The organism is Pseudomonas sp. FP2338 (genome assembly GCF_030687515.1).
GTDB lineage: Bacteria > Pseudomonadota > Gammaproteobacteria > Pseudomonadales > Pseudomonadaceae > Aquipseudomonas > Aquipseudomonas salomonii.
Genome location: NZ_CP117436.1, coordinates 1,146,253 through 1,171,041, shown reverse-complemented (window position 1 = coordinate 1,171,041; position 24,789 = coordinate 1,146,253). Strand labels below are relative to the sequence as shown.

The window sequence follows — 24,789 nt, the reverse complement described above, 5'->3', positions numbered from 1 at the left end:
CTAACGCTTGTGGCCTGTGTCGAGCTTGTGTTCCAAATGAATGGAATAGCGCGACATACCAAAACAGAAAATCCAGAACACCAGGGCGGCGAACACGTAGCCTTCAGTGGCCATGCCCAACCATTTAGGGTCGGCGGCGGCTTGCTTGACGCTGTTGAGCAGGTCGAACAGGCCGATGATGATCACAAGGCTGGTGTCCTTGAACAACGCGATAAACGTGTTGACGATGCCGGGGATTACCATCTTCAGGGCTTGCGGCAGAATCACCAGGCCCATGCTGCGCCAGTAACCCAGGCCCATCGCCGCGGCCGCTTCGTACTGACCTTTGGGAATCGCCTGCAAGCCACCGCGCACCACCTCGGCCACGTAGGCCGACTGGAACAGGATCACGCCGATCAATGCACGCAGCAGCTTGTCGATGCCCATGCCTTCGGGCAGGAACAGCGGCAGCATCACCGAGGACATGAACAGCACGGTGATCAACGGCACGCCGCGCCAGAACTCGATGAAGGTCACGCAGACCACCCGAATCGCCGGCATGTTCGAGCGTCGTCCCAGTGCCAACACAATGCCCAGCGGCAAGGCGCCGGCGATGCCGACAGTGGCGATCACCAGGGTCAGCATCAAGCCGCCCCATTGGCTGGTAGGCACGTTGGTCAGGCCCAGAACCCCACCGTGCAGCAGGCAGTAGGCGATGATCGGGTACAGCACCAGGAAACCCAGGCCATACACAGCCTTGCGTTGAAACCGCGAGATGAACAACGGCGCCACGCCCACGATAGCCAGCCACACGGTCAGGTCCACGCGCCAGCGCAGGTCGCCGGGGTAGTAGCCATACATGAACTGCCCGAAGCGCTGTTGGATAAACACCCAGCAGGCGCCCTCTTTGGTGCAATCGGCGCGCGTGGTCCCGACCCAGTTGGCATCCAGGATGGCCCAGTGCAGGATGGGCGGCACGATCAGGTAAATCAGGTAGAACGCCAACAGTGTCAGCAAGGTGTTGAGCCAGCTGGAAAACAGGTTGGCGCGCATCCAGGCCATCGGTCCGAAGACTTTGTTCGGCGGCGGCATATCGGGTTTGAAAGTATGCGAACTCATGTGCGTTTCCTCACCGCTCGATCAGCGCAATGCGCTTGTTGTACCAGTTCATCAGCAGAGAAATGCTGATGCTGATCGCCAGGTACACGCTCATGGTGATGGCAATGACTTCGATGGCCTGGCCGGTCTGGTTGAGCACCGTGCCGGCAAACAGCGAAACCATTTCCGGGTAACCGATACCGGCGGCCAACGACGAGTTTTTCGCCAGGTTCAGGTATTGGCTGGTCAGCGGTGGAATGATCACCCGCAGGGCTTGCGGAATGATGACCTTGCGCAGCGTCGGCCCAGGGCGCAGGCCCAGGGAACGTGCGGCTTCGGTCTGGCCGTGGCTGACGGACTTGATGCCCGAACGCACGATCTCGGCAATAAACGCCGCCGTGTACACGGTAAGCGCCAGGGTCAGCGCCAGCAGTTCAGGGATCAGTACCCAGCCGCCGACAAAGTTGAAGCCTTGCAACTTGGGCATTTCCCAGTGCAGCGGCGCGCCGAAGACCAAGGCACACAAAGCCGGGATCACAATAAACAGCGCCAGGCCCGCCCAGAACTTATGGAACGGTACGCCGGTGGCCTCAAAGCGTTTGTTGGCCCACCGCGCCATCAGCACGATCGCCACAATGGCAACCACCACACTGGCCACAAACGGCCAGAACCCATCGGCAGCCAGCGCCGCCGGCATGTTCAGGCCACGGCTGCTGACAAAAAAGGTGTCACCGAAGTTATGGCTGTTGCGCGGCCCCGGCATGGTCAGGAATACCGCGAAGTACCAGAACAGGATTTGCAGCAACGGCGGGATGTTGCGGAACACTTCCACATACACCGTCGCCAGCTTGTTGATCATCCAGTTGGGCGACAAGCGCGCCACGCCGATGATGAAGCCCAGGATAGTCGCCAGGACCACACCGATCACAGTCACCAGCAGGGTGTTAAGCAGCCCGATTACAAAAACGCGGGCATAGCTGTCCGATTCGGTGTAGTCGATCAGATGCTGAGCGATGCCGAAGCCGGCACTGCGCTCAAGAAAGTCGAAACCCGAGGTAATGCCCCGGTGTTGCAGGTTGGTCTGCGTATTGTTGAAGAGGTACCAGCCCAGCGCGACGACCGCCACAATGGTGATGATCTGGAAGAGCCACGCACGCACTTTAGGGTCGCTGAAGCTGAGCTTCTGCTTGGGTGCGCCGATTTGATTTTGCATGAAGTGCCCCGCAAAGAATGGAACAGAACATCACCCGGTGGTTGGCCCACCGGGTGATAGAACCATCAGCGATCAGCGCACAGGGGGCGCGTATTGAATGCCACCGTTGGTCCACAGTGCGTTCAGGCCACGGTCGATTTCCAGCGGGGTGCTCTTGCCCAGGTTGCGCTCGAACACTTCACCGTAGTTACCGACTTGCTTGACGATCTGTACAACCCAATCCTTTTTCACTTTCAGGTCTTTGCCGTATTCGCCGTCAGCACCGAGCAGACGAGCAACGTCCGGGTTCTTGGTGGACTTGGCTTCAGCTTCAACGTTTTTCGAGGTGATGCCGGCTTCTTCAGCGTTGAGCATGGCGTAGCCAACCCAGCGCACGATGGCCAGCCACTCGTCGTCGCCGTTACGCACGACCGGGCCCAGTGGCTCTTTGGAGATGGTTTCCGGCAGAACCACGTAGTCTTTCGGCGAAGCCAGTTTGCTGCGCTGTGCGTAGAGCTGGGATTTGTCCGAGGTCAGCACGTCGCAACGACCGGATTCCAGCGACTTGGCGCTTTCATCGGAGGTGTCGAAGGTGATCGGCGTGTACTTGAGGTTGTTGGCGCGGAAGTAGTCGGAAACGTTCAGCTCGGTGGTGGTACCGGCCTGGATGCAGATGGTTGCACCGTCCAGTTCCTTGGCGCTTTTAACGCCCAGCTTGTTGTTCACCAGAAAGCCAACACCGTCGTAGTAGGTGATGAAGCCTGGGAATTTCAGGCCCATGCCCGCATCGCGCGAACTGGTCATGGTGGTGTTGCGCGACAGTACGTCGACTTCGCCGGACTGCAGCGCGGTGAAACGCTCCTTGGCGTTCAACTGGCTGAATTTGACCTTGGTTGCGTCACCGAACACGGCAGCGGCCACAGCGCGGCACACGTCAGCGTCGATCCCGAGGATCTTGCCGCTGGCATCCGGCACCGAGAAACCCGGCAAGCCGTCACTCACGCCGCATTGCACAAAGCCTTTCTTCTGCACGGCGTCCAGGGTGGCGCCAGCTTGGGCAAAACCACTGACACCCAGTACAGCAGCCGCGCAAACGATGGCCAGGGTGGATTTCAATACCTTCATTCAAACCTCCAGTTGCTCTTGTTGTGTCGGAGCTCGAACCTCAGCGCACCCTTATGAGGCGATATCGACCCGTGTTGGCTTTTTTTGGGGTCAAGCGGCATGAGGTTTTCGCGGTAATTCCAGTTGCTATCCCACAAACGGCAGTCACTGATAGTGTTACCGTCCTAAGATAGTTCTGACATCGACCTACACATAGCAAGGCGCGTACCAGAGTGGTGGCTGAGTCGTTTCAGCCCATGGTCAATAGAAAAACATTCAACGTTGCGACATTCTCTTAATAGATCAACCCGTCGCGCACCGTTCCGACGCACCCAATCGGAGCGCACGCACATATATGGAGCAGACATGACCGAACCCTTGATTCTTCAGCCCGCCAAGCCCGCAGACGCCTGCGTTATCTGGTTGCATGGCCTGGGTGCCGATCGCTACGACTTTTTGCCGGTGGCCGAAGCGTTGCAGGAAAACCTGCTGAGCACGCGCTTTGTTTTGCCCCAGGCACCGACACGCCCGGTAACTATAAATGGCGGTTACGAGATGCCGAGTTGGTACGACATCAAGGCCATGAGCCCGGCCCGATCGATCAGTCTGGAAGAGTTGGAAGCATCTTCCAAAATGGTCACCGACTTGATCGAAGCGCAGAAGAGAACCGGAATAGACGCTTCACGAATTTTCCTCGCGGGTTTCTCCCAGGGCGGCGCCGTGGTTTTCCACACCGCCTTCCTTAACTGGCAGGGACCGTTGGGTGGCGTAATCGCCCTCTCGACTTATGCACCGACCTTCGGCGATGAGCTGGAGTTGTCCGCCAGCCAGCAGCGCATTCCAACGCTATGCCTGCACGGCCAATACGACGACGTGGTGCAGAACGCCATGGGCCGCAGCGCCTACGAGCATTTAAACAGCCGTGGTGTCACCGTGACATGGCAGGAATACCCAATGGGTCACGAAGTGTTACCCGAAGAGATACGCGATATCGGCGCCTGGTTGGCCGCCCGCCTGGGCTGAACACCCGCCTTTATGTAGCTGTATGACAGACGCACTACGCCGCGCCCGTTTCTTGCATTACACTGGCCGGCGTACATTCCTTAACCAATTAATGAGATCACCGTGCTCAAAGCACTTAAGAAGATGTTCGGCAAAAGCGAGGCTGAGCCGCTCGCGCCAGTTCCCAGTGCTCCCGTGCCCTCCTCCGGCAGCCGCAATGACGGCCAACAGCCCGGCCGGACCGCCCCTGCCGCACAGCCGCAGAAGCCAAAGGTGACCGCGCCCGAACAGGCCCAACCTGTCGAGGCAGCCCCCGCGCCGGCGCCGAAAGCGCCGCGTCGTGAACGTGCACCGAAGCCGCCCGTGACCCCGTGGAAACTCGAGGACTTCGTGGTCGAGCCCCAGGAAGGCAAGACCCGCTTCCATGACTTCAAACTGGCCCCGGAACTGATGCACGCCATCCAGGACCTGGGCTTCCCGTACTGCACGCCGATCCAGGCGCAGGTGCTGGGTTTCACCCTCGCCGGCAAAGACGCCATCGGCCGCGCGCAGACCGGCACCGGCAAGACCGCCGCGTTCCTGATCTCGATCATTACCCAGCTGCTGCAAACGCCGCCACCCAAAGAACGCTACATGGGTGAGCCGCGCGCACTGATCATCGCCCCGACCCGCGAGCTGGTGGTGCAGATCGCCAAGGACGCCGCCGACCTGACCAAGTACACCGGCCTCAACGTCATGACGTTCGTAGGCGGCATGGACTTCGACAAGCAGCTCAAGCACCTCGAAGCCCGCCACTGCGACATCCTGGTGGCCACGCCAGGCCGCTTGCTCGACTTCAACCAGCGCGGCGACGTGCATTTGGACATGGTTGAAGTGATGGTGCTGGACGAAGCCGACCGCATGCTCGACATGGGCTTCATCCCACAAGTACGCCAGATCATTCGCCAGACCCCGCCGAAAAACGAGCGCCAGACCCTGCTGTTCTCCGCGACCTTCACCGAAGACGTGATGAACCTCGCCAAGCAGTGGACCACCGACCCGTCCATCGTCGAAATCGAAGCGCTGAACGTTGCCAGCGAAAACGTTGAGCAACACATCTATGCCGTGGCCGGGGCCGACAAGTACAAGCTGCTCTACAACCTGGTCAACGACAACGGTTGGGAGCGCGTGATGGTGTTCGCCAACCGCAAGGACGAAGTGCGCCGCATCGAAGAACGCCTGGTGCGTGATGGCGTCAACGCCGCGCAACTGTCTGGCGATGTGCCGCAGCACAAGCGCATCAAGACTCTGGAAGGTTTCCGCGAAGGCAAGATCCGCGTGCTGGTGGCCACCGACGTGGCCGGGCGCGGCATTCACATCGACGGCATTAGCCACGTGATCAACTTCACCCTACCGGAAGTACCGGACGACTACGTGCACCGCATTGGCCGTACTGGCCGTGCCGGGGCGGCGGGTGTGTCGATCAGCTTTGCCGGCGAGGATGATTCGTACCAGCTGCCGTCGATCGAAACGTTGCTGGGTCGCAAGATCAGCTGCGAGACGCCGCCGACGCATTTGCTGCGGGCGGTAGAGCGCAAACGCCCTTAAGAGCTGAAATGCAGTAGCAAATGTGGAAGCTGGCTTGTGTGGGAGCTGGCTTGCCTGCGATACAGGCACCTCGGTTTTTCAGTTGCACCGAGGTGATGCTATCGCAGGCAAGCCAGCTCCCACAAAAAAGCCCAGCTCCCACACAAGCTGGGCTCCCACATGTAGTTTTGCATCAACCTTACTTCCAGCGATCCGCCGCCGCGTGATCACTGCCCCGCCCTTCCACCCAACGCGGCCCTTGCGGGGTGTTCTCCTTCTTCCAGAACGGCGCCCGCGTCTTCAAGTAATCCATCACAAACGCACAGGCATCAAACGCTGCCTGGCGATGCGCGCTGGCTGCCGCCACAAACACAATCGGCTCGCCCGGCTCCAGCGCGCCAATGCGGTGCAGCACTTCGAGTTTGAGCAACGGCCAGCGCTGCTCCGCCTCAACGGTGATCTTGGCCAGAGCCTTTTCGGTCATGCCGGGGTAGTGCTCAAGGAACATCCCGGACACGTCGCGACCGTCATTGAAGTCGCGTACATAACCGACAAAACTCACCACCGCGCCCACGCCGACATTGGCGGCGTGCATGGCGTTGACCTCTGCGCCGGGGTCAAATGCCTCGGCCTGTACGCGAATGGCCATGCTCAGCCTCCGGTCACGGGCGGGAAAAACGCCACTTCATCACCGGCCTGCACCGGCTCGTCGAGGTCGCACAGTTCCTCGTTACGCGCGCACATCAAGCTGCTTTCGTTGAGCACTGCAAATTCCGGATCACCGGCCAACGCCAGGCGCACCGCATCGACGGTTGCGAACTCGCCTTCCATCTCCAGCGAATCGAAGCCTGTGGCTTCGGCATAGCGCGCAAAAAACAATACGTTGATGCTCATGCCTGGTCCGCCTTGAAATGCCCGCTTTTGCCGCCAAGCTTTTCCAGCAGGCGGATACTTTCGATGGTCATGCCACGGTCCACGGCCTTGCACATGTCGTAGATCGTCAGCGCGGCGACACTGGCGGCGGTCAGCGCTTCCATCTCTACGCCGGTCTGGCCGCTGAGTTTGCAGCGCGCGAGGATATGCACGGCGTCCACACCGTCGGCGCGCAGTTCAACCTTGACGCCGGTCAGCATCAGCGGATGGCACAGCGGGATCAGGTCACTGGTTTTTTTCGCCGCCTGGATCCCGGCGATGCGGGCCACGGCAAACACGTCGCCCTTGGGGTGGGCGCCGTCGACAATCATTTTCAAGGTGTCGGGCAACATGCGCACCCGCGCTTCGGCCACGGCTTCACGGAACGTCACGGCTTTGTCAGTGACGTCGACCATGTGGGCGCGACCTTGGGAATCGAGATGAGTCAGCACAGGGATACTCCTGATCAGGAGCGGCAATTGTAAACCTGTGAGTCAATTTTGCGCAGGGCTGTTTATCCCATGAAAAAAGGGGCGCAAAGCGCCCCTTCAAAAACCAACGCTTGCGTTAGAACCGGAAAGTAAACCCGGCATTGATCCCGTTGTTGTTACCTCGGTTGGACAGCAAACCGCTGTAGTTCAACGACACCAGGGTGTCCTTGGTCAGGGCCATTTCCGCACTGGCCTTGATCACTGCGCCATCGCGAGCCACAGGCACGCTGTTGACCGCAAACGCGTTGTCGCTGCCGGAAAACTTCAGCGAGGCGTCGCGATCGGTATCGCCAAACTGATGCTCCCAGCCCAGCTCACCACGCAACGTCACCGCCGAGGTGGAACTGACCGGCAGTTGGGTATGTGCGCGCAGTCCCAGGGTGGAAAGCGTGGCGTCCTGGCTTTGCTTGCTGGCATGCAAGGCTGCGGCGCCGCCTTTTTCCTTGAACGAATCGCTCTGGTAGTTCAGGTAGGTCAGGTTGGCGAAGGGTTCGAACTGGCTCCACTGGGTGTAACCGATCTCGGCAAACACCTGGTCGGTACGCGCGTTGTAGTCGGCTTTGTCGTAGTCCGACTGGTTGGCGTAAGCCACGCGGCGCGAGCTGTCGATACGGTGCCAGGTGGTGGCGCCGCCCATGCGCAGAGCGATCGCGTCAAAGCGTTTGCCGCCGTAGACCGACAGGTGATAGTTGTCACTGTCCGCCGACGCCGACTCGCCATTGAGGTGGCTTTGGGTGTAGCCGGTGGCGGCGCCCACACGCCAGCCGTCGCCGACCTCCGTGTCGAGGCCCAGCAGCACGCCACTGGTAGACGAGGAGTAACCGCTGGCGTTGTTGTCACCGCTGACGTTATTGCGACCGCCCAGCAGTTGGACCCAGCCGCCGTTGTCATGGGTGTCGATTTGCGCGCTGGAATCCAGCGCCTGAGCCTGTTGCAGACGGCCGTTGACCGCTTCACGAATGTAACGGCTGTCGGCCATTTGCGCCGCCGCCACATCCGAGTGCAGTTGCCCCGAGAGCTGCTTGAATGCCGCCTGCGCCTGGGCCGCCGAGTCCGAGGCCAGCAGGCTTTCATACACCGGGCTGCCAGCGCCCAAGGCTTCGGCCGCCGTCGCCACGGCGCGTTCATTGCGGGTTTGCGCGATGCTGGCAAAGGTCGTCTGGTTACGCGCCACGGCCAAGCTGAGTTGGTTCGGCTGATAGCTCAGTTGAGTGCCGATAAACAGGTAGTTGGGCGTGATCGCTGCAAACTGGCCGTTGATGCCTTGGCTGGCGGTAAGGATGTTGAACTGCTGGCCCACCAGGCTACTGGCCTCAGTGGCCGACAGCAGGTTCGGGCTGTTTTCCAGGGACACGGTCACCACACCACCGTTAAGGGTGGCGACGCCGCTGCTCTGGATCTGGTCGCTTCGCCCGTTCGGGCCGACTTCCACGGCGTATACCGAACCAGGGTTGAAGGTCACGTCGCCAGTGCGCAGCGTACCGATCGAATGGCCCGGTGCCACACGCCCGCCGGTGTTCACGGTCAAGGCGCCGACCGTGCCGTTACCGGCCAGGGTGCCGCCCAACGTGGTCAGTACGCCGTTATCCGCATTGCGGGTGCCCACTGCGCTGCCATCCACGGTCACGGCGGAGGTCAACGAGCCGTCTACCGACAGCTTGCCGCCGCGCACCCAGGTGCTGCCCGAATAGGTGTTCTGGCCCTCGAGCACCAGTTCGCCGTCGCCCGACTTGGCCAGGCTGCCGACGTAGATCGCGCCGGTGAGCAAATCCTTGCCGCGTGCCAGCGTCGCCTGTTCCCGGGCGTGGCCGATTTCATATTCAAACTGGTCATCGTCAGAGGCATTGGCGGGCAAGCCGTTGAGCCAGCCTTTCTGTTGCTTGGTGGCGGCCCAGGTGGCTTGTTCGGCGGTGTCTTCTACACGGCGGGCGCGGATCGCCTCATCGGAAATCGGATTAGCCCAGATATCCCGCGTGCCGGTGGGCAATGCCACCGCCATCGAGCCGAGGAACTGCCCCGGCCCCTGCATGGCTTTTTGCAGGTTGGGCAAGCCCCAGCCGCTGACCACGCCGGGCACTTGCGGCGTGCCCGGCGCGGCGTCGTGCACAGGTTGCAGGTTGTCGTAGGTGCGGCCGCCGGTCAGGTCGCCCACCGGCGTATCGGGACCGTCCGGCGCCTGCAGGCTGGAGGTGGTCAGCAACACATCCCGAGCCTGGCTGGCGGTCATGTAGGGGAAGCGCTGAATCACCAGGGCCAAGGCACCGGAGACGCTCGGCGCAGCCGCAGAGGTGCCGTTGGCATTAGGGATGATTTCCCCTTCAGGCCCGGTGGACGGAATACCCGAAACGCCCATCACGCACCACCACTTCGACATGCCGCAGCGGTTGTAGACCTGAGCGCTGGTCTCGTCGTAGCCGGTGATCGAGAGGAATTTACTCTCGATATCCGGCTTGAAAAACGGCAGGTTGGCGTTGGTGTCCGGGTTGGCACCGTGGCTGTCGTTGCCCGCCGAGATAATCTGGATAAAGGTGTTCTGCCGCGCGGCGTCAGCCATCGCGTCCATCCAGGTCTTTTGCCCGGCGTGGGCCTTGTCCCAGAACGGGCGATAGGCGGCGGTCATGTCACGCAAATTATCAGCCGCGCTGTCGCCTACGTTGCCGAAGTGGTTTTCCACATCATTGCGCGAATTCTGGCCCCAGCTCTGGTTGACGATCGAGACGTTCTTCGCCGCCAGCGCGTTGTAGCTGGCCATGAACGCGTTGTAGTCCAGGTCATTGGAGCCCTGGAAACGGTTGTCGTCAGTGCCGCCGGTATTGGCGACAAAGATATTCGCGTCAAACGCAATGCCATGCATGCCGGTGCCGTTGCGGCTGGCGCCCAGCACGCCGGACATCTCGGTGCCGTGACCGTCATTGATGGTCGGGTCGTACTCACCGGAAATACTGAAGTGCTCGCCCTTCTGAAACTCGCCATCGGGCGTGTCATGAATGTAACGCGGGTGGGTGGCGTAGTACTCGCCGGTGGAGGTTACGGCCTGCACACGGTCCTGGCCCTGAGCATTCTTGCCCTGGAACTCGAAGTGTTCAGTGAGGATGCCCGAGTCGAGCACGCCGACGTTAACGCCCTTGCCGGTCATGCCCAAGGCATAGGCGTAGTACGCGTTGGTGCGATCCAGGCCGGAGTTGACCTGGGCTTCGGGGGTTTTCCAGGTTTGCGCGTTGGCGCTCCAGTCACGGGTGGCGCCGGCCCAGGATTGGCCGGCATTCAGTTGCGCGTTGAGGTTGCTGCTCACGCCAGGCTCTACGTAGGTGTAGGGCTTGGCCGCCGGCAGATTGGCGATAATGGCCTTGGAGAAGTCGAGAATATTGGTGGTATAGCGCCCGCTGTTGCTGAACAGCCGGCTACGGTAGTAATCCAGGCGCGAGGCGTAGTCCAGCGGCCGCTTGGTATCGCCGAGCATGGCGCCGATGGTGAGGTTTTCCGGTTGCAGTTCGTAGTTTTGCTTGAGGGCCGAATCGAACTTGCCGGACTGTGCGGCAAAGTCCTTGGCCGCAAGGTCGACGATATCGGCGTAGGCGAACCGCAGGTTTTTATACACATCGGTGTTGGGGCCAAACGAGGCAACGGCTTTTCTGAAGGCCGACTCCAGCACTGGCGACGTGTAGGGGTAGGCGTCATCGGCGCAGGCCATGGAGCCTTGGCCCAGCCACAGGGCCAAGCCGAGTGCGATAGGTGTAAGGGGTATCGATTTGGAGCCTATAGCGCGCTTGCGTTTTTGCGACAAAGTGAAGCCATTACCTGCTGCGTCCATTTTCCTTTCCCTTTGAATATGTGCTTCGTCAATGAGCGATGTATCGGGCTTTTTGTAATAGGCAGGATCACGCACAAGACCAACGCCGGGTCTTGAATAAATCGTCGAATCAAAGCGATCGCGTTTCGACGGGGTTACGCAGTTTTCTTATAGTTTTCGGCGATAAAAAATGTAACAAAATAATTACAAATCCTACAAGCACCCAGGACGCATTAACGAAGACAAATGTCGCCCATAACAAAAACCCCGAACTTCGCAAGAAATTCGGGGTGTTTTGTGGCATTTAGCCACTAACTACAGCATGGGCGATTACAGATGGGATTCGGCGTACTCGGCCAGAATCGAACGTGGCACCCCTTGCAGCGCGATGTGCACGCCGTTGGGGAAGTCTTTGAAGCGTTCAGTCAGGTAGGTCAGCCCGGAGCTGGTCGCGGACAGGTAAGGGGTGTCGATCTGTGCCAGGTTGCCCAGGCACACCACTTTGGAACCGGCGCCGGCACGGGTGATGATGGTTTTCATCTGGTGCGGTGTGAGGTTCTGGCATTCATCGATCAAAATCAGGCTTTGCTGGAAGCTGCGACCTCGGATGTAGTTGAGGGATTTGAACTGCAACGGCACTTTGCTGAGGATGTAGTCGACGCTGCCATGGGTGTTTTCGTCATCCATGTGCAAGGCTTCGAGGTTGTCGGTGATCGCCCCCAGCCACGGCTCCATTTTTTCCGCTTCGGTGCCGGGCAGAAAGCCGATCTCCTGGTCCAGGCCCTGCACGCTGCGGGTGGCGATGATGCGGCGATAGCGTTTGGTCACCATGGTCTGTTCGATGGCGGCCGCCAGGGCGAGGATGGTTTTCCCCGAACCCGCAGCACCGGTCAGGTTGACCAGGTGAATGTCCGGGTCGAGCAGCGCATACAGCGCCAGGCTCTGGTAGATATCACGCGGTTTCAGGCCCCAGGCTTCCTGGTGCAACAGGGGTTCCTGATGCAGGTCGAGGATCAGCAGCTTGTCGACCTGGATCTCTTTGATCCAGCCCACAAACCCCTGTTCGTCGATAATGAATTCATTGATGTGCACGGCCGGCAGGTTGTCGATCAGCTGTACCTGGTGCCAGGTGCGGCCATGGTCCTGACGGGTTTCGACCTTGCTGACCAGATCCCAGAAGGAACCGGTCACGGTGTGATAACCCCGCGACAGCATCGACACGTCGTCGACGAGCTGGTCGGTACTGTAGTCCTCGGCAGCGATCCCACACGCTCGTGCCTTGAGGCGCATATTGATGTCTTTGGTCACCAGCACCAGGCGCAGGTCCTTGTCGCGCGCGTGCAGGTCGATCAATTGGTTGATGATTTTGTTGTCGTTGAGGTTTTCCGGCAGCAGGCTGTTGGGCTCGCTGCGTTTGCTCATCAGAATCGACAGCAAGCCCTTCGGCCCGCTTTTGCCACGCTGGATCGGTACGCCGACTTCAACGTCCTCGGGCGAGGCTTCGCCCAGGGTCTTGTCGATCAGGCGGATCGCCTGGCGGCATTCGGCAGCCACGCTGTGGTGCCCGCTTTTGAGTTTGTCGAGCTCCTCAAGCACGATCATCGGGATGGCGACGTGGTGTTCTTCGAAGTTAAGCAGTGCGTTTGGATCGTGGATCAATACGTTGGTATCAAGCACATAAAGGATTGGCTGGTCGGAAGAAGGGTTACGTCCATGATCATCCATACTCGGTCACCTTTGTGGGAGCCATTCGACGCAATACCTGGGCGGTGCTGCGCCTCGATTCGACCACCGACTGCACCTGAGTGACGTCAAGTGCAGTGCCCACATGAGGAGTCTTGGAAGACGCCACCTGTGTTGCAGGGTTCGGCGATCTGACTTCGTAATACCGCAAAACCCATGACAGGAAAAAGCACTTTGACGCTTTTTTGAAGTTTATTTTTCAGGATGACGAATAGCACTAGCCGAGTGCCAGTGACCCCGTTAAAGTCGGAAGTCCGCCTGCATCGAAATGTCGCACAAAATCACCCCTGAAATCCCCCATCCCTAACAGGGCCGGGCACTTCAGCGAAATGCCTCCCGGCAGTCCTGCCACCCCAAGCCACTTTGCGCCGTTGCCTGCAATAACATCGGCAATGCCACCCGCGCCTTGTCCTGGGTGTCGTGAAACACAATCACGCCTTTGCGCCATAACAGCATCAACGTCAGCACCCGTTGCGCCGATTCATCGGCCTTGAGTTTGCCTGGTTCGTCCTGGGAGTCGATGTCCCACAACGCCACCTGCAAACCCTGGGATTGGAAGAAACCCTGGCTGTCGGCACGGCGCTGGCCATAGGGCGGGCGAAACAGCGGCACGTAGTTTTCCGGCATCAGGTTCTGCACCAGCGCAGCGCTGCGCGTAATCGAGCTTTGCCACTCGACCCAATGGCTATGGGACCGGTATTGCCAACCCTGGGTGCCCACGCACTGGCCTTGGTACAACGCCTGCACGTCACTGCTGGAACTGCGCTCCACGCGGGTTTGCAAACTGCTGCCAAGGGCGAAGAACGTGGCGTTCATCTTCTGCTTGCGCAGGTAGTCGGTGAGCCAGTCGGTATTGCCGCTGACCGGCGCCGGGCCGCCGTCGAAGGTCAGCAGGAACAGCCGGTCGTTCAACTCGTCGCCATTGCGTTCGTGGTCACCAAAACGCAGCACTTCGCTGCTGATCTGCGGGAACAGCGCGGCTTTGCGCAGCAGTTCGTCCAAGTAGCGTTCATGGAAGTTATGGCTGGGCCCGGCCCAGCCTATATAGAAGGAGTTATCGCTGACCTGGAACTTGCCGGCCTGCTCGCGCAGATCGTCCATGTTTTCCACCAGGTAGCAGAACGAGGCGTCCTCTTCGCAGCTTTGCTGGGCGGCCGTGTAGTTTTCCAGCAAGCGCTGCCAGAGCTGGCGACGCAGGTCGTCGACGGCGGCCAGGTTGATGATCTTCAGGCCCAGACGTAGTTTGAGGGCGGCCTCATCCTGGTTTTCGCTGGCCAGCAGGCCATGGGAGAACATCAGGATTTCGGCGCGTGAGGCGACATCGAACAGTGCCGGGCTGCTGAGCTTTTCGGGCCAGGTGGTGCGGTCCAGGCTGGCCACATCCACCGGCGCGGCGTTGGCGTTCAGGCACAGCAAGCAGGCTGACAATAAAAGTGCTAGGCGCACGCAGGGTCTCCCTCTCCAGAGTTGCCGCCCATCATAGCGGATCGTGCCTATCGCCATCATAGGTGGAGTCAAACCACTCAACCCCCTAGAATCCCTGCCACGATTACAGGAGCCAACTTCATGCTGATGGTGATTTCCCCCGCCAAAACCCTCGACTTCGAGTCAAAGCCGGTCACCCCGCGCTTTACCCAACCGCAATACCTCGACCACTCCCAGGAACTGATCGAACAATTGCGCGAACTGAGCCCGGCGCAAATCAGCGAGTTGATGCACGTCTCCGACAAAATCGGTGGCCTCAACGCCGCCCGTTTCGGCAGCTGGACCCCGGCCTTCACGCCGGCCAATGCCAAGCAGGCGCTGCTGGCATTCAAGGGTGACGTTTACACCGGCCTGAATGCCGAAACCTTCAGCGATGCCGATTTCAGTTACGCCCAGGACCACCTGCGCATGCTCTCGGGCCTCTACGGCCTGCTGCGCCCGTTGGACCTGATGATGCCGTACCGCCTTGAGATGGGCACCAAACTGCCCAACGCCCGCGGCAAAGACCTCTACGCGTTCTGGGGCACGCGCATCAGCGAATGGCTGAATGAAGCGTTGGCCGAACAAGGCGACGACGTGCTGCTCAACCTGGCCTCCAACGAGTACTTCTCGGCGGTCAAGCGCACAGCCCTGAACGCACGCATCATCAACACCGAGTTCAAGGACCTGAAGAACGGCCAGTACAAGATCATCAGCTTCTACGCCAAAAAGGCGCGAGGCATGATGAGCCGTTTTGTGATTGAAGAGCGCATCAACGACCCAGCCAAGCTCAAAGCATTTGACGTGCAGGGTTATCGCTTCAATGCGGAGCAGTCCAAGCCGGACAATTTGGTGTTCCTGCGCGATCACGCACCGGAATAGGGCCTTGTTACGTCCTCACCGACGCTAAAGATCCAATGTGGGAGCGGGCTTGCTCGCGAATGCGGTGTATCAGTCAGAGTATCTGTTACTGACAGACCGCATTCGCGAGCAAGCCCGCTCCCACATTTTGTTCGCATTCCAAATCCAATATCGTCATTTATTTGGCGCCAAAAAACCCTCAAGCAAATTCCTAACGAATCTTTCACTCGACATTCGTCATTTTTTTTCGTAGTGGCACCACTTTTTTCAAACACTAGTGGCACAAAACTATCCCCTCTCTTCAACTCCCCATAACCACTCGCCCAAATAGCAAGTGCTATCAATATAGTACCAGTGCCATCTTTTCTAATATTTCAAGAAATTTCCGGAAACAGGATGAGCGGCCAGGAACTTCACCCTAAAGCACCGCTCATACCACCGGTAACGAAATTCTCTGTTGCTGTAAGAGATGACTTACATGACCAACCCACGGAAGTAGCAAAGTTGTCATATTTCAACTTTGACTCAGGAGTCATATTGCCAATTGATTAGTTTATAGCGGCGACAAGGATGAATTGCCACGCACTATAAGGCCAAGGCCAAGCTTCCCCTAATGGGTCAGTGAGAGAACCCAAGGCATTGATATTTAAAGGCTATCAGCCTCTATCAAGGCCCTGAGGCACTGACGCCAGGCCCTTCTCCCAGGAAGGCCGGCTGCATTTGAGGGCAAGCTCCAATAACAAGGCCACGTTGCGCACACCTTGGGTGCACTTATTAGTCACTCGTCATTAAACATGCCTGCACGCGGTAAGTCGGCGTCTATTCGCCCAACTTTCGCGGCATCAGTGACGCTTGCAAACATGAACTCCAGCCATCTAATGGCCTGTATTAAACAACGAGGTAATTGCGATGCGCATCAGCATATTTGGTTTGGGTTACGTTGGCGCAGTCTGTGCCGGTTGCCTGTCTGCCCGTGGCCACGAAGTGGTCGGCGTAGACATCTCCAAGGATAAGATCGACCTGATAAACGCGGGTAAATCGCCGATCGTTGAACCGGGTCTGGGCGAACTGTTGAGCCAAGGCATCGCAAACGGTCGACTGCGCGGCACTACCAACTTCGCCGACGCCATCCGCGATACCGACCTGTCGATGATTTGCGTGGGCACGCCGAGCAAGAAAAACGGCGACCTGGAACTCAACTACATCGAAGCGGTATGCCGCGAGATCGGTTTTGTCCTGCGTGACAAAACCACCCGTCACACCATCGTGGTGCGCAGTACCGTACTGCCAGGCACCGTGGCCAACGTAGTGATCCCGATTCTGGAAGACTGCTCCGGCAAAAAAGCCGGTGTCGACTTCGGCGTGGCGGTGAACCCTGAGTTCCTGCGTGAATCCACTGCCATCGCCGACTACGACTTGCCACCGATGACCGTCATCGGCGAATTCGACAAAGCCTCCGGCGATGTCCTGCAGTCGCTGTACGAAGAACTCGATGCACCGATCATCCGCAAGGACATCGCCGTCGCCGAGATGATCAAGTACACCTGCAACGTGTGGCACGCCACCAAGGTCACGTTCGCCAACGAGATTGGCAACATCGCCAAGGCTGTCGGCGTCGATGGTCGTGAAGTGATGGAAGTGGTCTGCCAGGACAAGACCCTCAACCTGTCCCAGTACTACATGCGCCCAGGTTTCGCCTTCGGCGGTTCGTGCCTGCCCAAAGACGTGCGCGCCCTCACCTACCGCGCCAGCACCCTGGACGTGGAAGCGCCGCTGCTCAACTCGCTGATGCGCAGCAACGAATCCCAGGTGCAGAACGCCTTCGATATCGTCGCCGGCCACGACAAACGCAAAGTCGCCTTGCTGGGCCTGAGCTTCAAGGCCGGCACCGACGACCTGCGCGAAAGCCCGCTGGTGGAACTCGCGGAAATGCTGATCGGCAAGGGCTTTGACCTGAGCATCTACGACAGCAACGTCGAGTACGCCCGTGTCCACGGCGCGAACAAGGACTACATCGAAGGCAAGATCCCGCATGTGTCGTCGCTGCTCAACTCCGACTTCGACGACGTGATCAACAACTCCGATGTGATCATCCTCGGCAACCGTGACGAGAAATTCCGTGCCCTGGCGCACAACGCTCCCCACGGCAAACAGGTGATCGACTTGGTGGGCTTCATGTCCCAGGCCACCAGTGTCAGTGGCCGTACCGAAGGCATTTGCTGGTAACAGCAACGGCAAGTTTCGCGCTGCATGTGTCCTGATCCCCAGCACGTGCAGCGTGGAGCCTTCTTCACCTTCGGATGACGCTCATGTCCAAGTTAAAACACCTGATGCTACAGTCGGCCGGCTGGCTGTTCTTTCTCAGCCTGCTGATGGGTCTCGCCCTGCTGCTGCCGGCGAGTACGTTCGACTCCGAGTCGAAGAATTTTATTTTCCTGATTGGCGCCGTCGGCATCTGGCGCTACTCGATGGGTGCTACGCATTTCTTTCGCGGCATGCTGTTCCTGTACGTGGTCTACCCGCACTTGCGCCGCAAGGTGCGCAAGCTGGGCAAGGCGGCAGACCCGTCCCACGTATTCCTGATGGTCACCAGCTTCCGTATCGACGCGCTGACCACCGCGCAGGTCTACAGCTCGGTGATTCGCGAAGCCATCGAGTGTGGCTTCCCCACCACCGTGGTGTGCTCGCTGGTGGAGATGTCCGATGAGCTGCTGGTGAAAAGCCTGTGGGAACGCATGAACCCGCCGGAGCGCGTAAAGCTCGACTTCGTGCGCATCGCCGGCACCGGCAAACGCGACGGCCTGGCATTCGGTTTCCGCGCCATCTCGCGCCACCTGCCGGATGACCGCGCCGTGGTTGCGGTGATCGATGGCGACACCGTGCTCGCCGAAGGCGTAGTGCGCAAGACCGTGCCGTGGTTCCAGCTGTTCGGCAATGTCGGTGGCCTGACCACCAACGAATTCTGCGAAGTGCGCGGCGGCTACATCATGAGCGAGTGGCACAAGCTGCGCTTCGCCCAGCGCCACATCAACATGTGCTCCATGGCCCTGTCCAAACGCGTGCTGACCATGACCGGGCGCATGTCGGTGTTCCGTGCCAACGTGGTGACCGACCCGAGCTTTATCGCCGACGTGGAAAGCGACTCGCTGCAACACTGGCGCCTGGGCCGCTTCAAGTTTTTGACCGGTGACGACAAGTCGAGCTGGTTCAGCCTGATGCGCCTGGGCTACGACACCTTCTACGTGCCGGACGCCGCGATCCACACCGTGGAACACCCACCGGAAAAGAGCTTTATCAAGGCCAGCCGCAAACTGATGTTCCGCTGGTACGGCAACAACCTGCGCCAGAACTCCCGCGCCCTGGGCCTGGGTATGCGTCGGTTGGGCCTGTTCACCAGCATCGTGTTGTTCGACCAGCGCGTATCAATGTGGACCTCCCTGCTCGGCCTGACCGTGGCGATCATCGCCACCTTCAAATACGGCGGCGCGTTCATCCTCGCTTACCTGCTGTGGATCGGCATCACCCGCCTGATCCTGACCCTGCTGCTGTCGTGCTCCGGCCACAAGATCGGCCCGGCCTACCCGGTGATTCTCTATTACAACCAGATCATGGGCGCGCTGGTGAAAATCTACGTGTTCTTCCGCCTTGATCAACAGTCCTGGACCCGCCAGGACACCAAACTGACCCGCGATTTGGCCAGCTTTCAACGTTGGTTCAACACCTGGTCGTCTCGGACCATGACCTTCTCCGCCGGCAGCATTTTCGTCGCCGTGTTGCTGATGATGGTCTGACCCAGCCAAGCCTGAATTAACTAGGAAATCGAACATATGAACAGCCCAGTAAACGCCAACGTTGTCCACGAATCCGAAGCCCAGCGCCAACATGCCCGGGTCAAAATCCCGGCCAAGCTGCGCTTCTTCAACACCGACCGCACCCAGACCGAAGCACGGGTGATCGACCTGTCCGCCGGTGGCCTGGCGTTCACCGCCACCCAGCCGCTGACCGTCGGCGAAGTGCACAAGGGCCGCCTGCAGTTCGTGATCGATAACCTCGGTCTGGCCATGGATGTAGAGCTGCAGATTCGCTCCTACGACCGCCAAAGCGGCCGCACCGGTTGCCAGTTCCAGAACCTTGACGCCCAGGATATTTCCACGCTGCGCCACCTGATCACTTCGCACCTGTCCGGCGACATCGTGACCATGGGCGACGTGCTGGCCACCCTGCAACGCGACAACTTCACCAAGGCGCGCAAGGTCAAGGACGGCGGCAGCGGCATGACCGCGTTCGGTCGCTTGCGCGCGGTGGTGTTCAGCGCAGGGATCTTCATTGTCGGCCTCGCCGCGTTCGGTTTTGTGTTCAAGTCGGTGTACGGCATGTACTTCGTCAGCCACGCCCAGGCCGGCCTTGTCAGCGTGCCCGGCATGAACGTGACCATGCCGCGCGACGGCACTGTGCAGAGCCTGCTCAAAGGCGACGCGGTTGCAGCCAAAGGCGCGCCACTGGCGACGTTCAGCACCAGCATGCTCGATGTGCTCAAGGGCCATCTGGACGAAGACCAATTGCAACCGGCCAAGGTTGAAGAGCTGTTCGGCAAGCAAATGACCGGCACCCTGACCTCGCCGTGCGATTGCGTGGTCGCCCAGCAATTGGTCGCCGACGGCCAATACGCCAGCAAGGGCGATGTGATCTTCCAGCTGGTGCCACGCGGCAGCCAGGCCAATGTGGAAGCGCGCTTCACCTATCGCCAGTTCGCTGACGTACGCCCGGGTACACAGGTGAGCTTCCAGGTCGCCGACGAAGAACAGCTGCGCACCGGCACCATCGTCAGCAGCACCAGCCTGAACAGCGCCGACTTGTCCTCCGACATTCGCGTGCAGATCAAGCCGGATGCACCGCTGGACAGCACCTATGCCGGCCGCCCAGTGGAAGTCACCAGCGACCGTGGCCCTTCGCTGAACTGGCTGATCGATAAAGCCATGGCTCACGGTCTGTAAGCGGAGGACATGCCTGTGATGACTCTCTCAAATACACCGCGGCCCCTGTGGGAATGCTCTTCTGTGGGAGCCGGGCTTGCCCGCGATGGCGGCGGCGAATCCAACACCGCCATCGCAGGCAAGCCAGCTCCCACACAGAGCAGATTTCACTCAGCCTCTGTGTTCTGCACATTGGCACTGGCGGTCTCTCTGGCCGGTTGCGCCGGCCTGCCCGACCAACGCCTGGCCAATGAAGCTCTAAAGCGTGGTGACACCGTCACCGCCCAACAGAACTACCAGCAGTTGGCAGACCTGGGCTACAGCGAAGCCCAAGTCGGCCTCGCTGACATCCAGGTCACCACCCGCGATCCCGAGCAAATCCGCCAGGCCGAGGCCACTTACCGCGCGGCCGCCGATACGTCGCCGCGTGCCCAGGCACGTCTGGGCCGCCTGCTCGTGGCCAAACCCGGCGCTACCGAAGCCGAACAGCACGAAGCCGAAGGCCTACTGAAAAAAGCCTTTGCCAATGGCGAAGGCAACACCCTGATCCCGCTGGCGATGCTGTACCTGCAATACCCGCACAGCTTCCCCAACGTGAACGCCCAACAGCAAATCAGCAAATGGCAGGCGGCGGGTTACCCGGAAGCAGGTTTGGCCCAGGTGCTGCTGTATCGCACCCAGGGCACCTACGACCAGCACCTGGATGATGTGGAGCGCATCTGCAAGGCGGCGCTGAACACCACCGATATCTGCTACGTCGAGCTGGCCACGGTTTATCAGAAGAAAGCCGAGCCGGAAAAACAGGCCGAACTGCTCAAGCAGCTCGAAGCCGGTTACGCCCGTGGCACCGTCACCGCCCAGCGTGTCGACAGCGTGGCCCGCGTCTTGGGTGACGCGACCCTCGGCCAGCCGGACGAAAAAACCGCCCAGGCCCTGCTGGAAAAAATCGCCCCCGGCTACCCGGCCTCCTGGGTCAGCCTGGCGCAACTGCTCTACGACTTCCCCGAACTGGGCGACGTCGACCAAATGATGAAGTACCTGGACAACGGCCGCGCCGCCGACCAACCGCGCGCCGAGCTGTTGCTGGGCAAGCTCTACTACGAAGGCAAGTGGGTGCCGGCAGACGCCAAGGCCGCCGAAGCGCATTTCGAAAAAGCCGTGGGCCGTGAAGTCGCCGCCGATTACTACCTCGGCCAGATCTACCGCCGTGGCTACCTGGGCAAGGTCTACTCGCAAAAAGCCCTCGACCACCTGCTGACCGCTGCACGCAACGGCCAGAACAGCGCCGACTTCGCCATCGCGCAATTGTTTTCCCAGGGCAAGGGCACCAAGCCCGACCCATTGAACGCCTATGTCTTCAGCCAATTGGCCAAGGCCCAGGACACGCCGGAGGCCAATGACCTGGCCACGCAGCTCGAAGCTCCGCTCACGCCAGAACAACGCGCCGAAGGCCAACGCCTGGTGCAACAGGAACTGGCCACGCGCGGCACCCTGGCCCAGAGCACGCTGCAACTGCACGCCCTGCAAGAAGAAGACGGCGAGGAATCCCTATGAAGCTCAACCCATTCGTCAAGGCCGGTATCGGCCTGACCTTCGCCCTGCTGTGGTCGTGCCCGACCCTGGCCGCGCTCACCGAAGCCAAGAACTTCGGCCTGGAAGTCAAAGCCACCGCACAGTCCGAAGATGACCGCGACCTCGGCACGCAAAAAGGCGGCGACGTCAATGGCATCGGCCTCGACCTGCGCCCGTGGGTCTACGGCGAAAGCGGCGCGTGGAGCGCCTACGCCATGGGGCAGGCGGTCGTGTCGAGTGACATCATCGAGACCGACCCCCTGCAACAATCGGCCGATGACGAAAATCAGCAAACCACCAACAACGACCGCAAGGCCAAGAAAAACTACCTGGCCATGCGCGAGTTCTGGGTCGGCTACAGCGGTTTCACGCCTTACCCGGGCGAGCTGCTCAAGCTGGGTCGCCAACGCCTGCGCAATGACGACGGCCAATGGCGCGACACCAATATCGAAGCGCTGAACTGGACCTTCGATACCACCCTGCTCAAGGCCAATGTCGGCGTCGCCGAACGCTTCAGCGAATACCGCACCGACCTCAAGGAGCTGTCGCCCAAGGACAAGGACCGCCAGCACCTCTACGCCGACGCCGCCTACCAGTGGACCCCAGGCCAGTGGATCGGCTTGCGCGCCCACCACACCCATGACAACGGTAAGCTCGACTACCCGGAACCGGGCGTGGCGACCGACTCGTTGGACAAGCGCGAGAACGGCGACCTGACCTGGCTCGGCATCGAAGCCAACAGCGACGCCTATAACTGGCGCAACACCAATACAGTGAACTACTGGGCCAGCGTCACCGGCATGAAAGGCAACCGCGACACGGTCAATGCCCTCAACGCCGACGGCACCCGCCCAACCCAGGCCAAGCGCAGCGACGACGTGAATGGCTGGGCCACTGATATCGGCGTGCGCCTGCGCCTCGACCCGCAGTGGCAGGTCGGCGCGGCCTATTCCCGCGCCAGCGCCGAATACGAGCAGAACGGCCTGCAAAGCAACCGTTCGAACTGGACCGGCACCCAGTCCCGCGTGCATCGCTTTGGCGAAGCGTTTCGCGGCGAGATGAACAACATGCAGTCCATGAGCCTGTTCGGTTCCTGGCAGCTGCGCGAGGACTATGACGCCAGCCTGGTTTATCACAAGTTCTGGCGCGTCGACGGCAACAAGCCGGTGGGCAGCAATGGCATCGATGCGGTGCAGAACAACACCGACGACGTGACCGGCGCGATTCTTTCCAGCACCTCGTTACCGCTGGAAGACGGCAAAAAAGACCTGGGTCAGGAGATGGACCTGGTGGTCACCAAGTACTTCAAGAAGGGCCTGTTGCCGGCCGCCCTCAGCCAGTCAATCGACGAACCCTCGGCCCTCGTGCGTTTGCGTGCAGGCGTGTTCAAGCCGGGTGACGCCTACGGCAGCCAGGTCGACTCGTACATGCACCGCGCGTTTGTCGACGTGGTCTGGAAATTCTGATGGGAGCCTGCGCAATGAATGCTCAAAGCCTACTCGTCGCGGCAATGCTGATGGCCAGCGCCACAGCCTTTGCCGATACGGCGGCCAAGGCGCCGACCATCGCCAAGGAACTGCAACAGGCCAAGACCTACACCATTTCCAGCCCGCCGACCGCGCCGCTGGAAATGCCCAAGCCTGCGCTGCCCGACCTGACTGGCTACACCGCGGCGGCGATGGAAAAGAAGATCGTGCGCAGCAAGCCGGGCAAAGTCAGCATCCGCCGCATGATGCAGGAAGACGCGCTCAAGGACTTTATCGGCGGCGATAACAAGATGGCCGAATGGGTGGTGCGCCAGCACGGCATTCCCCAGGCGATCTTTGTCGACGACGGCTACATGAACCTCAAGGACCTGCTCGGCAAAGTGCCCAAGCAGTACCTCAGCGAAACCTCGCCGGGGGTGTTTTTGGCCAAGTTGCCGATTGTGGTCGGGCGCAAAGGCATCCTCGACATCGACAAGAAGACTCAGGAGCTGCGCCTGTCCCAGCAAGCGGGTTCGTTCTTGATCAACGACGGCCAGCTGTTTGTACGTGACACCAAAATCACCGGCTGGGACGAAAAGACCAACGGCCCGGCGCTGTTCAAGTCGCCCAAGGAGTTCCGCCCGTTCCTGCTGGCCTGGGGCGGCACCGAGACCTACATCTCCAAGACCAAGATGGCCAGCTTTGGCTACGCCAACAGTAAGTCGTACGGCGTGAGTATTTCCCAGTACACGCCGAACATGGCCAAGGTGCTCAAGCGTGCGGAACCGACCGGCTGGATCATCGATTCCGAGTTCTCGGACATGTGGTACGGCTTCTATTGCTACGAGACCACGGGCTTTGTGATCAAGGGCAACACCTACAAAGACAACATCGTCTACGGCATCGACCCGCACGACCGTTCCCACGGCCTGATCATTGCCGACAACACCGTCTACGGCACCAAAAAGAAGCACGGCATCATCATTTCCCGTGAGGTTAACGACAGCTTCATCTTCAACAACCGCAGCTACGACAACAAGCTCTCGGGCCTGGTGATCGACCGTAACAGCGTCAACAACCTGATCGCCGACAACGAGATCTACCGCAACCACACCGACGGCATCACCCTCTATGAGAGCGGCGACAACCTGTTGTGGGGCAACAAGGTCATCGCCAACCGTCGCCACGGCATCCGCGTGCGCAACAGCGTGAACATTCGCCTGTACGAGAACTCCGCCATGGCCAACGGGCTGACCGGCGTGTACGGGCACATCAAGGATTTGACCGACACCGACCGCGACATCGCCCTCGACCCGTTTGACACCAAAGTCTCGTTGATCGTGGTCGGCGGCGAGCTGGCCGGCAACGGCAGCGGGCCGCTGTCGATTGATTCGCCATTGAGCATCGAGCTGTACCGCGTATCGATGCTGGCGCCGACCAAATCCAGCGGCATCAGCTTTGCCGGCGTGCTGGGCGATCGCCAGGAAGAGATTCTCGACCTGCTGGTGCGCCAGCAGAAAGCCGTGCTGATCGACCCTGTCGAACGCCAGACCCAAATGCAGGACTGAGGATGACC

General features: G+C 60.0%; 18 protein-coding genes. 9 read left to right on the top strand and 9 right to left on the bottom strand.

All coding sequences use genetic code 11. The annotated features are described in order from the left end of the window. The 3 genes from PSH96_RS05155 to PSH96_RS05145 form a co-directional block, all read right to left on the bottom strand. Positions 1–1,098: an amino acid ABC transporter permease gene (locus tag PSH96_RS05155; RefSeq protein WP_305457905.1), complete on the bottom strand. Its 1,098-nt coding sequence runs from the start codon at positions 1,096–1,098 to the stop codon at positions 1–3. A gap of 10 nt (positions 1,099–1,108) precedes the next feature. Further along, the gene (locus PSH96_RS05150) at positions 1,109–2,290 is read right to left on the bottom strand and encodes an amino acid ABC transporter permease (RefSeq protein ID WP_065912585.1); all 1,182 of its coding nucleotides are present in this window, start codon (positions 2,288–2,290) and stop codon (positions 1,109–1,111) included. Between the two features lie 72 nt (positions 2,291–2,362). Beyond that, on the bottom strand, positions 2,363–3,394 hold the full coding sequence (locus tag PSH96_RS05145) for an amino acid ABC transporter substrate-binding protein (RefSeq protein ID WP_305457903.1): 1,032 nt from the start codon (positions 3,392–3,394) through the stop codon (positions 2,363–2,365). 345 nt (positions 3,395–3,739) lie between these two features. Between PSH96_RS05145 and PSH96_RS05140 the strand changes: the two genes are divergently transcribed. Both PSH96_RS05140 and rhlB read left to right on the top strand, forming a co-directional pair. Continuing rightward, positions 3,740–4,396, top strand: coding sequence for an alpha/beta hydrolase (locus PSH96_RS05140; protein ID WP_065912583.1), 657 nt, complete (start codon positions 3,740–3,742; stop codon positions 4,394–4,396). A gap of 96 nt (positions 4,397–4,492) precedes the next feature. After that, complete coding sequence (gene rhlB, locus PSH96_RS05135) at positions 4,493–5,962, top strand: ATP-dependent RNA helicase RhlB (RefSeq protein ID WP_026013543.1); 1,470 nt, start codon at positions 4,493–4,495, stop codon at positions 5,960–5,962. A 178-nt stretch (positions 5,963–6,140) separates the two neighbouring features. On the opposite strand, the gene moaE is transcribed toward rhlB, so the two are convergent. The 6 genes from moaE to PSH96_RS05105 form a co-directional block, all read right to left on the bottom strand. Further along, positions 6,141–6,590 carry a molybdopterin synthase catalytic subunit MoaE gene (moaE, locus tag PSH96_RS05130; RefSeq protein ID WP_305457900.1) on the bottom strand — a complete coding sequence of 150 codons (450 nt, stop codon included), beginning with the start codon at positions 6,588–6,590 and terminating at the stop codon, positions 6,141–6,143. 2 nt (positions 6,591–6,592) lie between these two features. After that, positions 6,593–6,835 carry a molybdopterin converting factor subunit 1 gene (gene moaD, locus PSH96_RS05125; protein WP_305457898.1) on the bottom strand — a complete coding sequence of 81 codons (243 nt, stop codon included), beginning with the start codon at positions 6,833–6,835 and terminating at the stop codon, positions 6,593–6,595. Further along, a complete protein-coding gene (gene moaC / locus PSH96_RS05120) occupies positions 6,832–7,305 on the bottom strand; it encodes a cyclic pyranopterin monophosphate synthase MoaC (protein ID WP_056858942.1) in 474 nt (157 codons plus the stop codon). The genes moaD and moaC overlap by 4 nt, the downstream gene beginning before the upstream one ends. Positions 7,306–7,420: 115 nt before the next feature. Further along, complete coding sequence (locus PSH96_RS05115; protein WP_305457896.1) at positions 7,421–11,155, bottom strand: autotransporter domain-containing protein; 3,735 nt, start codon at positions 11,153–11,155, stop codon at positions 7,421–7,423. A 309-nt stretch (positions 11,156–11,464) separates the two neighbouring features. Beyond that, the gene (locus PSH96_RS05110) at positions 11,465–12,859 is read right to left on the bottom strand and encodes a PhoH family protein (RefSeq protein ID WP_012722339.1); all 1,395 of its coding nucleotides are present in this window, start codon (positions 12,857–12,859) and stop codon (positions 11,465–11,467) included. A gap of 339 nt (positions 12,860–13,198) precedes the next feature. Further along, positions 13,199–14,323, bottom strand: coding sequence for a polysaccharide deacetylase family protein (locus PSH96_RS05105; RefSeq protein WP_305457894.1), 1,125 nt, complete (start codon positions 14,321–14,323; stop codon positions 13,199–13,201). A gap of 120 nt (positions 14,324–14,443) precedes the next feature. Here PSH96_RS05105 and yaaA point away from each other — a divergent pair, with 120 nt between their 5' ends. From yaaA to algG, 7 genes are all read left to right on the top strand, one after another. Next, a complete protein-coding gene (gene yaaA, locus PSH96_RS05100) occupies positions 14,444–15,223 on the top strand; it encodes a peroxide stress protein YaaA (protein WP_056858945.1) in 780 nt (259 codons plus the stop codon). An 888-nt stretch (positions 15,224–16,111) separates the two neighbouring features. Next, the gene (locus tag PSH96_RS05095) at positions 16,112–17,428 is read left to right on the top strand and encodes a nucleotide sugar dehydrogenase (RefSeq protein WP_056858946.1); all 1,317 of its coding nucleotides are present in this window, start codon (positions 16,112–16,114) and stop codon (positions 17,426–17,428) included. 83 nt (positions 17,429–17,511) lie between these two features. After that, the gene (gene alg8, locus PSH96_RS05090) at positions 17,512–18,993 is read left to right on the top strand and encodes a mannuronan synthase (protein WP_305457891.1); all 1,482 of its coding nucleotides are present in this window, start codon (positions 17,512–17,514) and stop codon (positions 18,991–18,993) included. 36 nt (positions 18,994–19,029) lie between these two features. Then, on the top strand, positions 19,030–20,196 hold the full coding sequence (locus PSH96_RS05085) for an alginate biosynthesis protein Alg44 (RefSeq protein WP_056858948.1): 1,167 nt from the start codon (positions 19,030–19,032) through the stop codon (positions 20,194–20,196). Between the two features lie 9 nt (positions 20,197–20,205). Continuing rightward, a complete protein-coding gene (algK, locus tag PSH96_RS05080) occupies positions 20,206–21,729 on the top strand; it encodes an alginate biosynthesis TPR repeat lipoprotein AlgK (protein ID WP_305457888.1) in 1,524 nt (507 codons plus the stop codon). Further along, positions 21,726–23,213: an alginate export family protein gene (locus PSH96_RS05075; RefSeq protein WP_305457886.1), complete on the top strand. Its 1,488-nt coding sequence runs from the start codon at positions 21,726–21,728 to the stop codon at positions 23,211–23,213. The genes algK and PSH96_RS05075 overlap by 4 nt, the downstream gene beginning before the upstream one ends. Further along, positions 23,213–24,781 carry a mannuronan 5-epimerase AlgG gene (gene algG, locus PSH96_RS05070; RefSeq protein WP_305457884.1) on the top strand — a complete coding sequence of 523 codons (1,569 nt, stop codon included), beginning with the start codon at positions 23,213–23,215 and terminating at the stop codon, positions 24,779–24,781. The genes PSH96_RS05075 and algG overlap by 1 nt, the downstream gene beginning before the upstream one ends. The last annotated feature ends 8 nt before the right edge of the window (positions 24,782–24,789 follow it).

Bases quoted from the DNA above. Each gene is read 5' to 3' on its own strand.
- PSH96_RS05145 (WP_305457903.1), bottom strand. From the start codon at position 3,394: ATGAAGGTATTGAAATCCACCCTGGCCATCGTTTGCGCGGCTGCTGTA.
- PSH96_RS05150 (WP_065912585.1), bottom strand. From the start codon at position 2,290: ATGCAAAATCAAATCGGCGCACCCAAGCAGAAGCTCAGCTTCAGCGAC.
- algK (WP_305457888.1), top strand. From the start codon at position 20,206: ATGCCTGTGATGACTCTCTCAAATACACCGCGGCCCCTGTGGGAATGC.
- PSH96_RS05075 (WP_305457886.1), top strand. From the start codon at position 21,726: ATGAAGCTCAACCCATTCGTCAAGGCCGGTATCGGCCTGACCTTCGCC.
- PSH96_RS05140 (WP_065912583.1), top strand. From the start codon at position 3,740: ATGACCGAACCCTTGATTCTTCAGCCCGCCAAGCCCGCAGACGCCTGC.
- moaE (WP_305457900.1), bottom strand. From the start codon at position 6,590: ATGGCCATTCGCGTACAGGCCGAGGCATTTGACCCCGGCGCAGAGGTC.
- PSH96_RS05155 (WP_305457905.1), bottom strand. From the start codon at position 1,098: ATGAGTTCGCATACTTTCAAACCCGATATGCCGCCGCCGAACAAAGTC.
- yaaA (WP_056858945.1), top strand. From the start codon at position 14,444: ATGCTGATGGTGATTTCCCCCGCCAAAACCCTCGACTTCGAGTCAAAG.
- PSH96_RS05095 (WP_056858946.1), top strand. From the start codon at position 16,112: ATGCGCATCAGCATATTTGGTTTGGGTTACGTTGGCGCAGTCTGTGCC.
- algG (WP_305457884.1), top strand. From the start codon at position 23,213: ATGGGAGCCTGCGCAATGAATGCTCAAAGCCTACTCGTCGCGGCAATG.
- alg8 (WP_305457891.1), top strand. From the start codon at position 17,512: ATGTCCAAGTTAAAACACCTGATGCTACAGTCGGCCGGCTGGCTGTTC.
- PSH96_RS05110 (WP_012722339.1), bottom strand. From the start codon at position 12,859: ATGGATGATCATGGACGTAACCCTTCTTCCGACCAGCCAATCCTTTAT.
- moaD (WP_305457898.1), bottom strand. From the start codon at position 6,835: ATGAGCATCAACGTATTGTTTTTTGCGCGCTATGCCGAAGCCACAGGC.
- PSH96_RS05115 (WP_305457896.1), bottom strand. From the start codon at position 11,155: ATGGACGCAGCAGGTAATGGCTTCACTTTGTCGCAAAAACGCAAGCGC.
- PSH96_RS05085 (WP_056858948.1), top strand. From the start codon at position 19,030: ATGAACAGCCCAGTAAACGCCAACGTTGTCCACGAATCCGAAGCCCAG.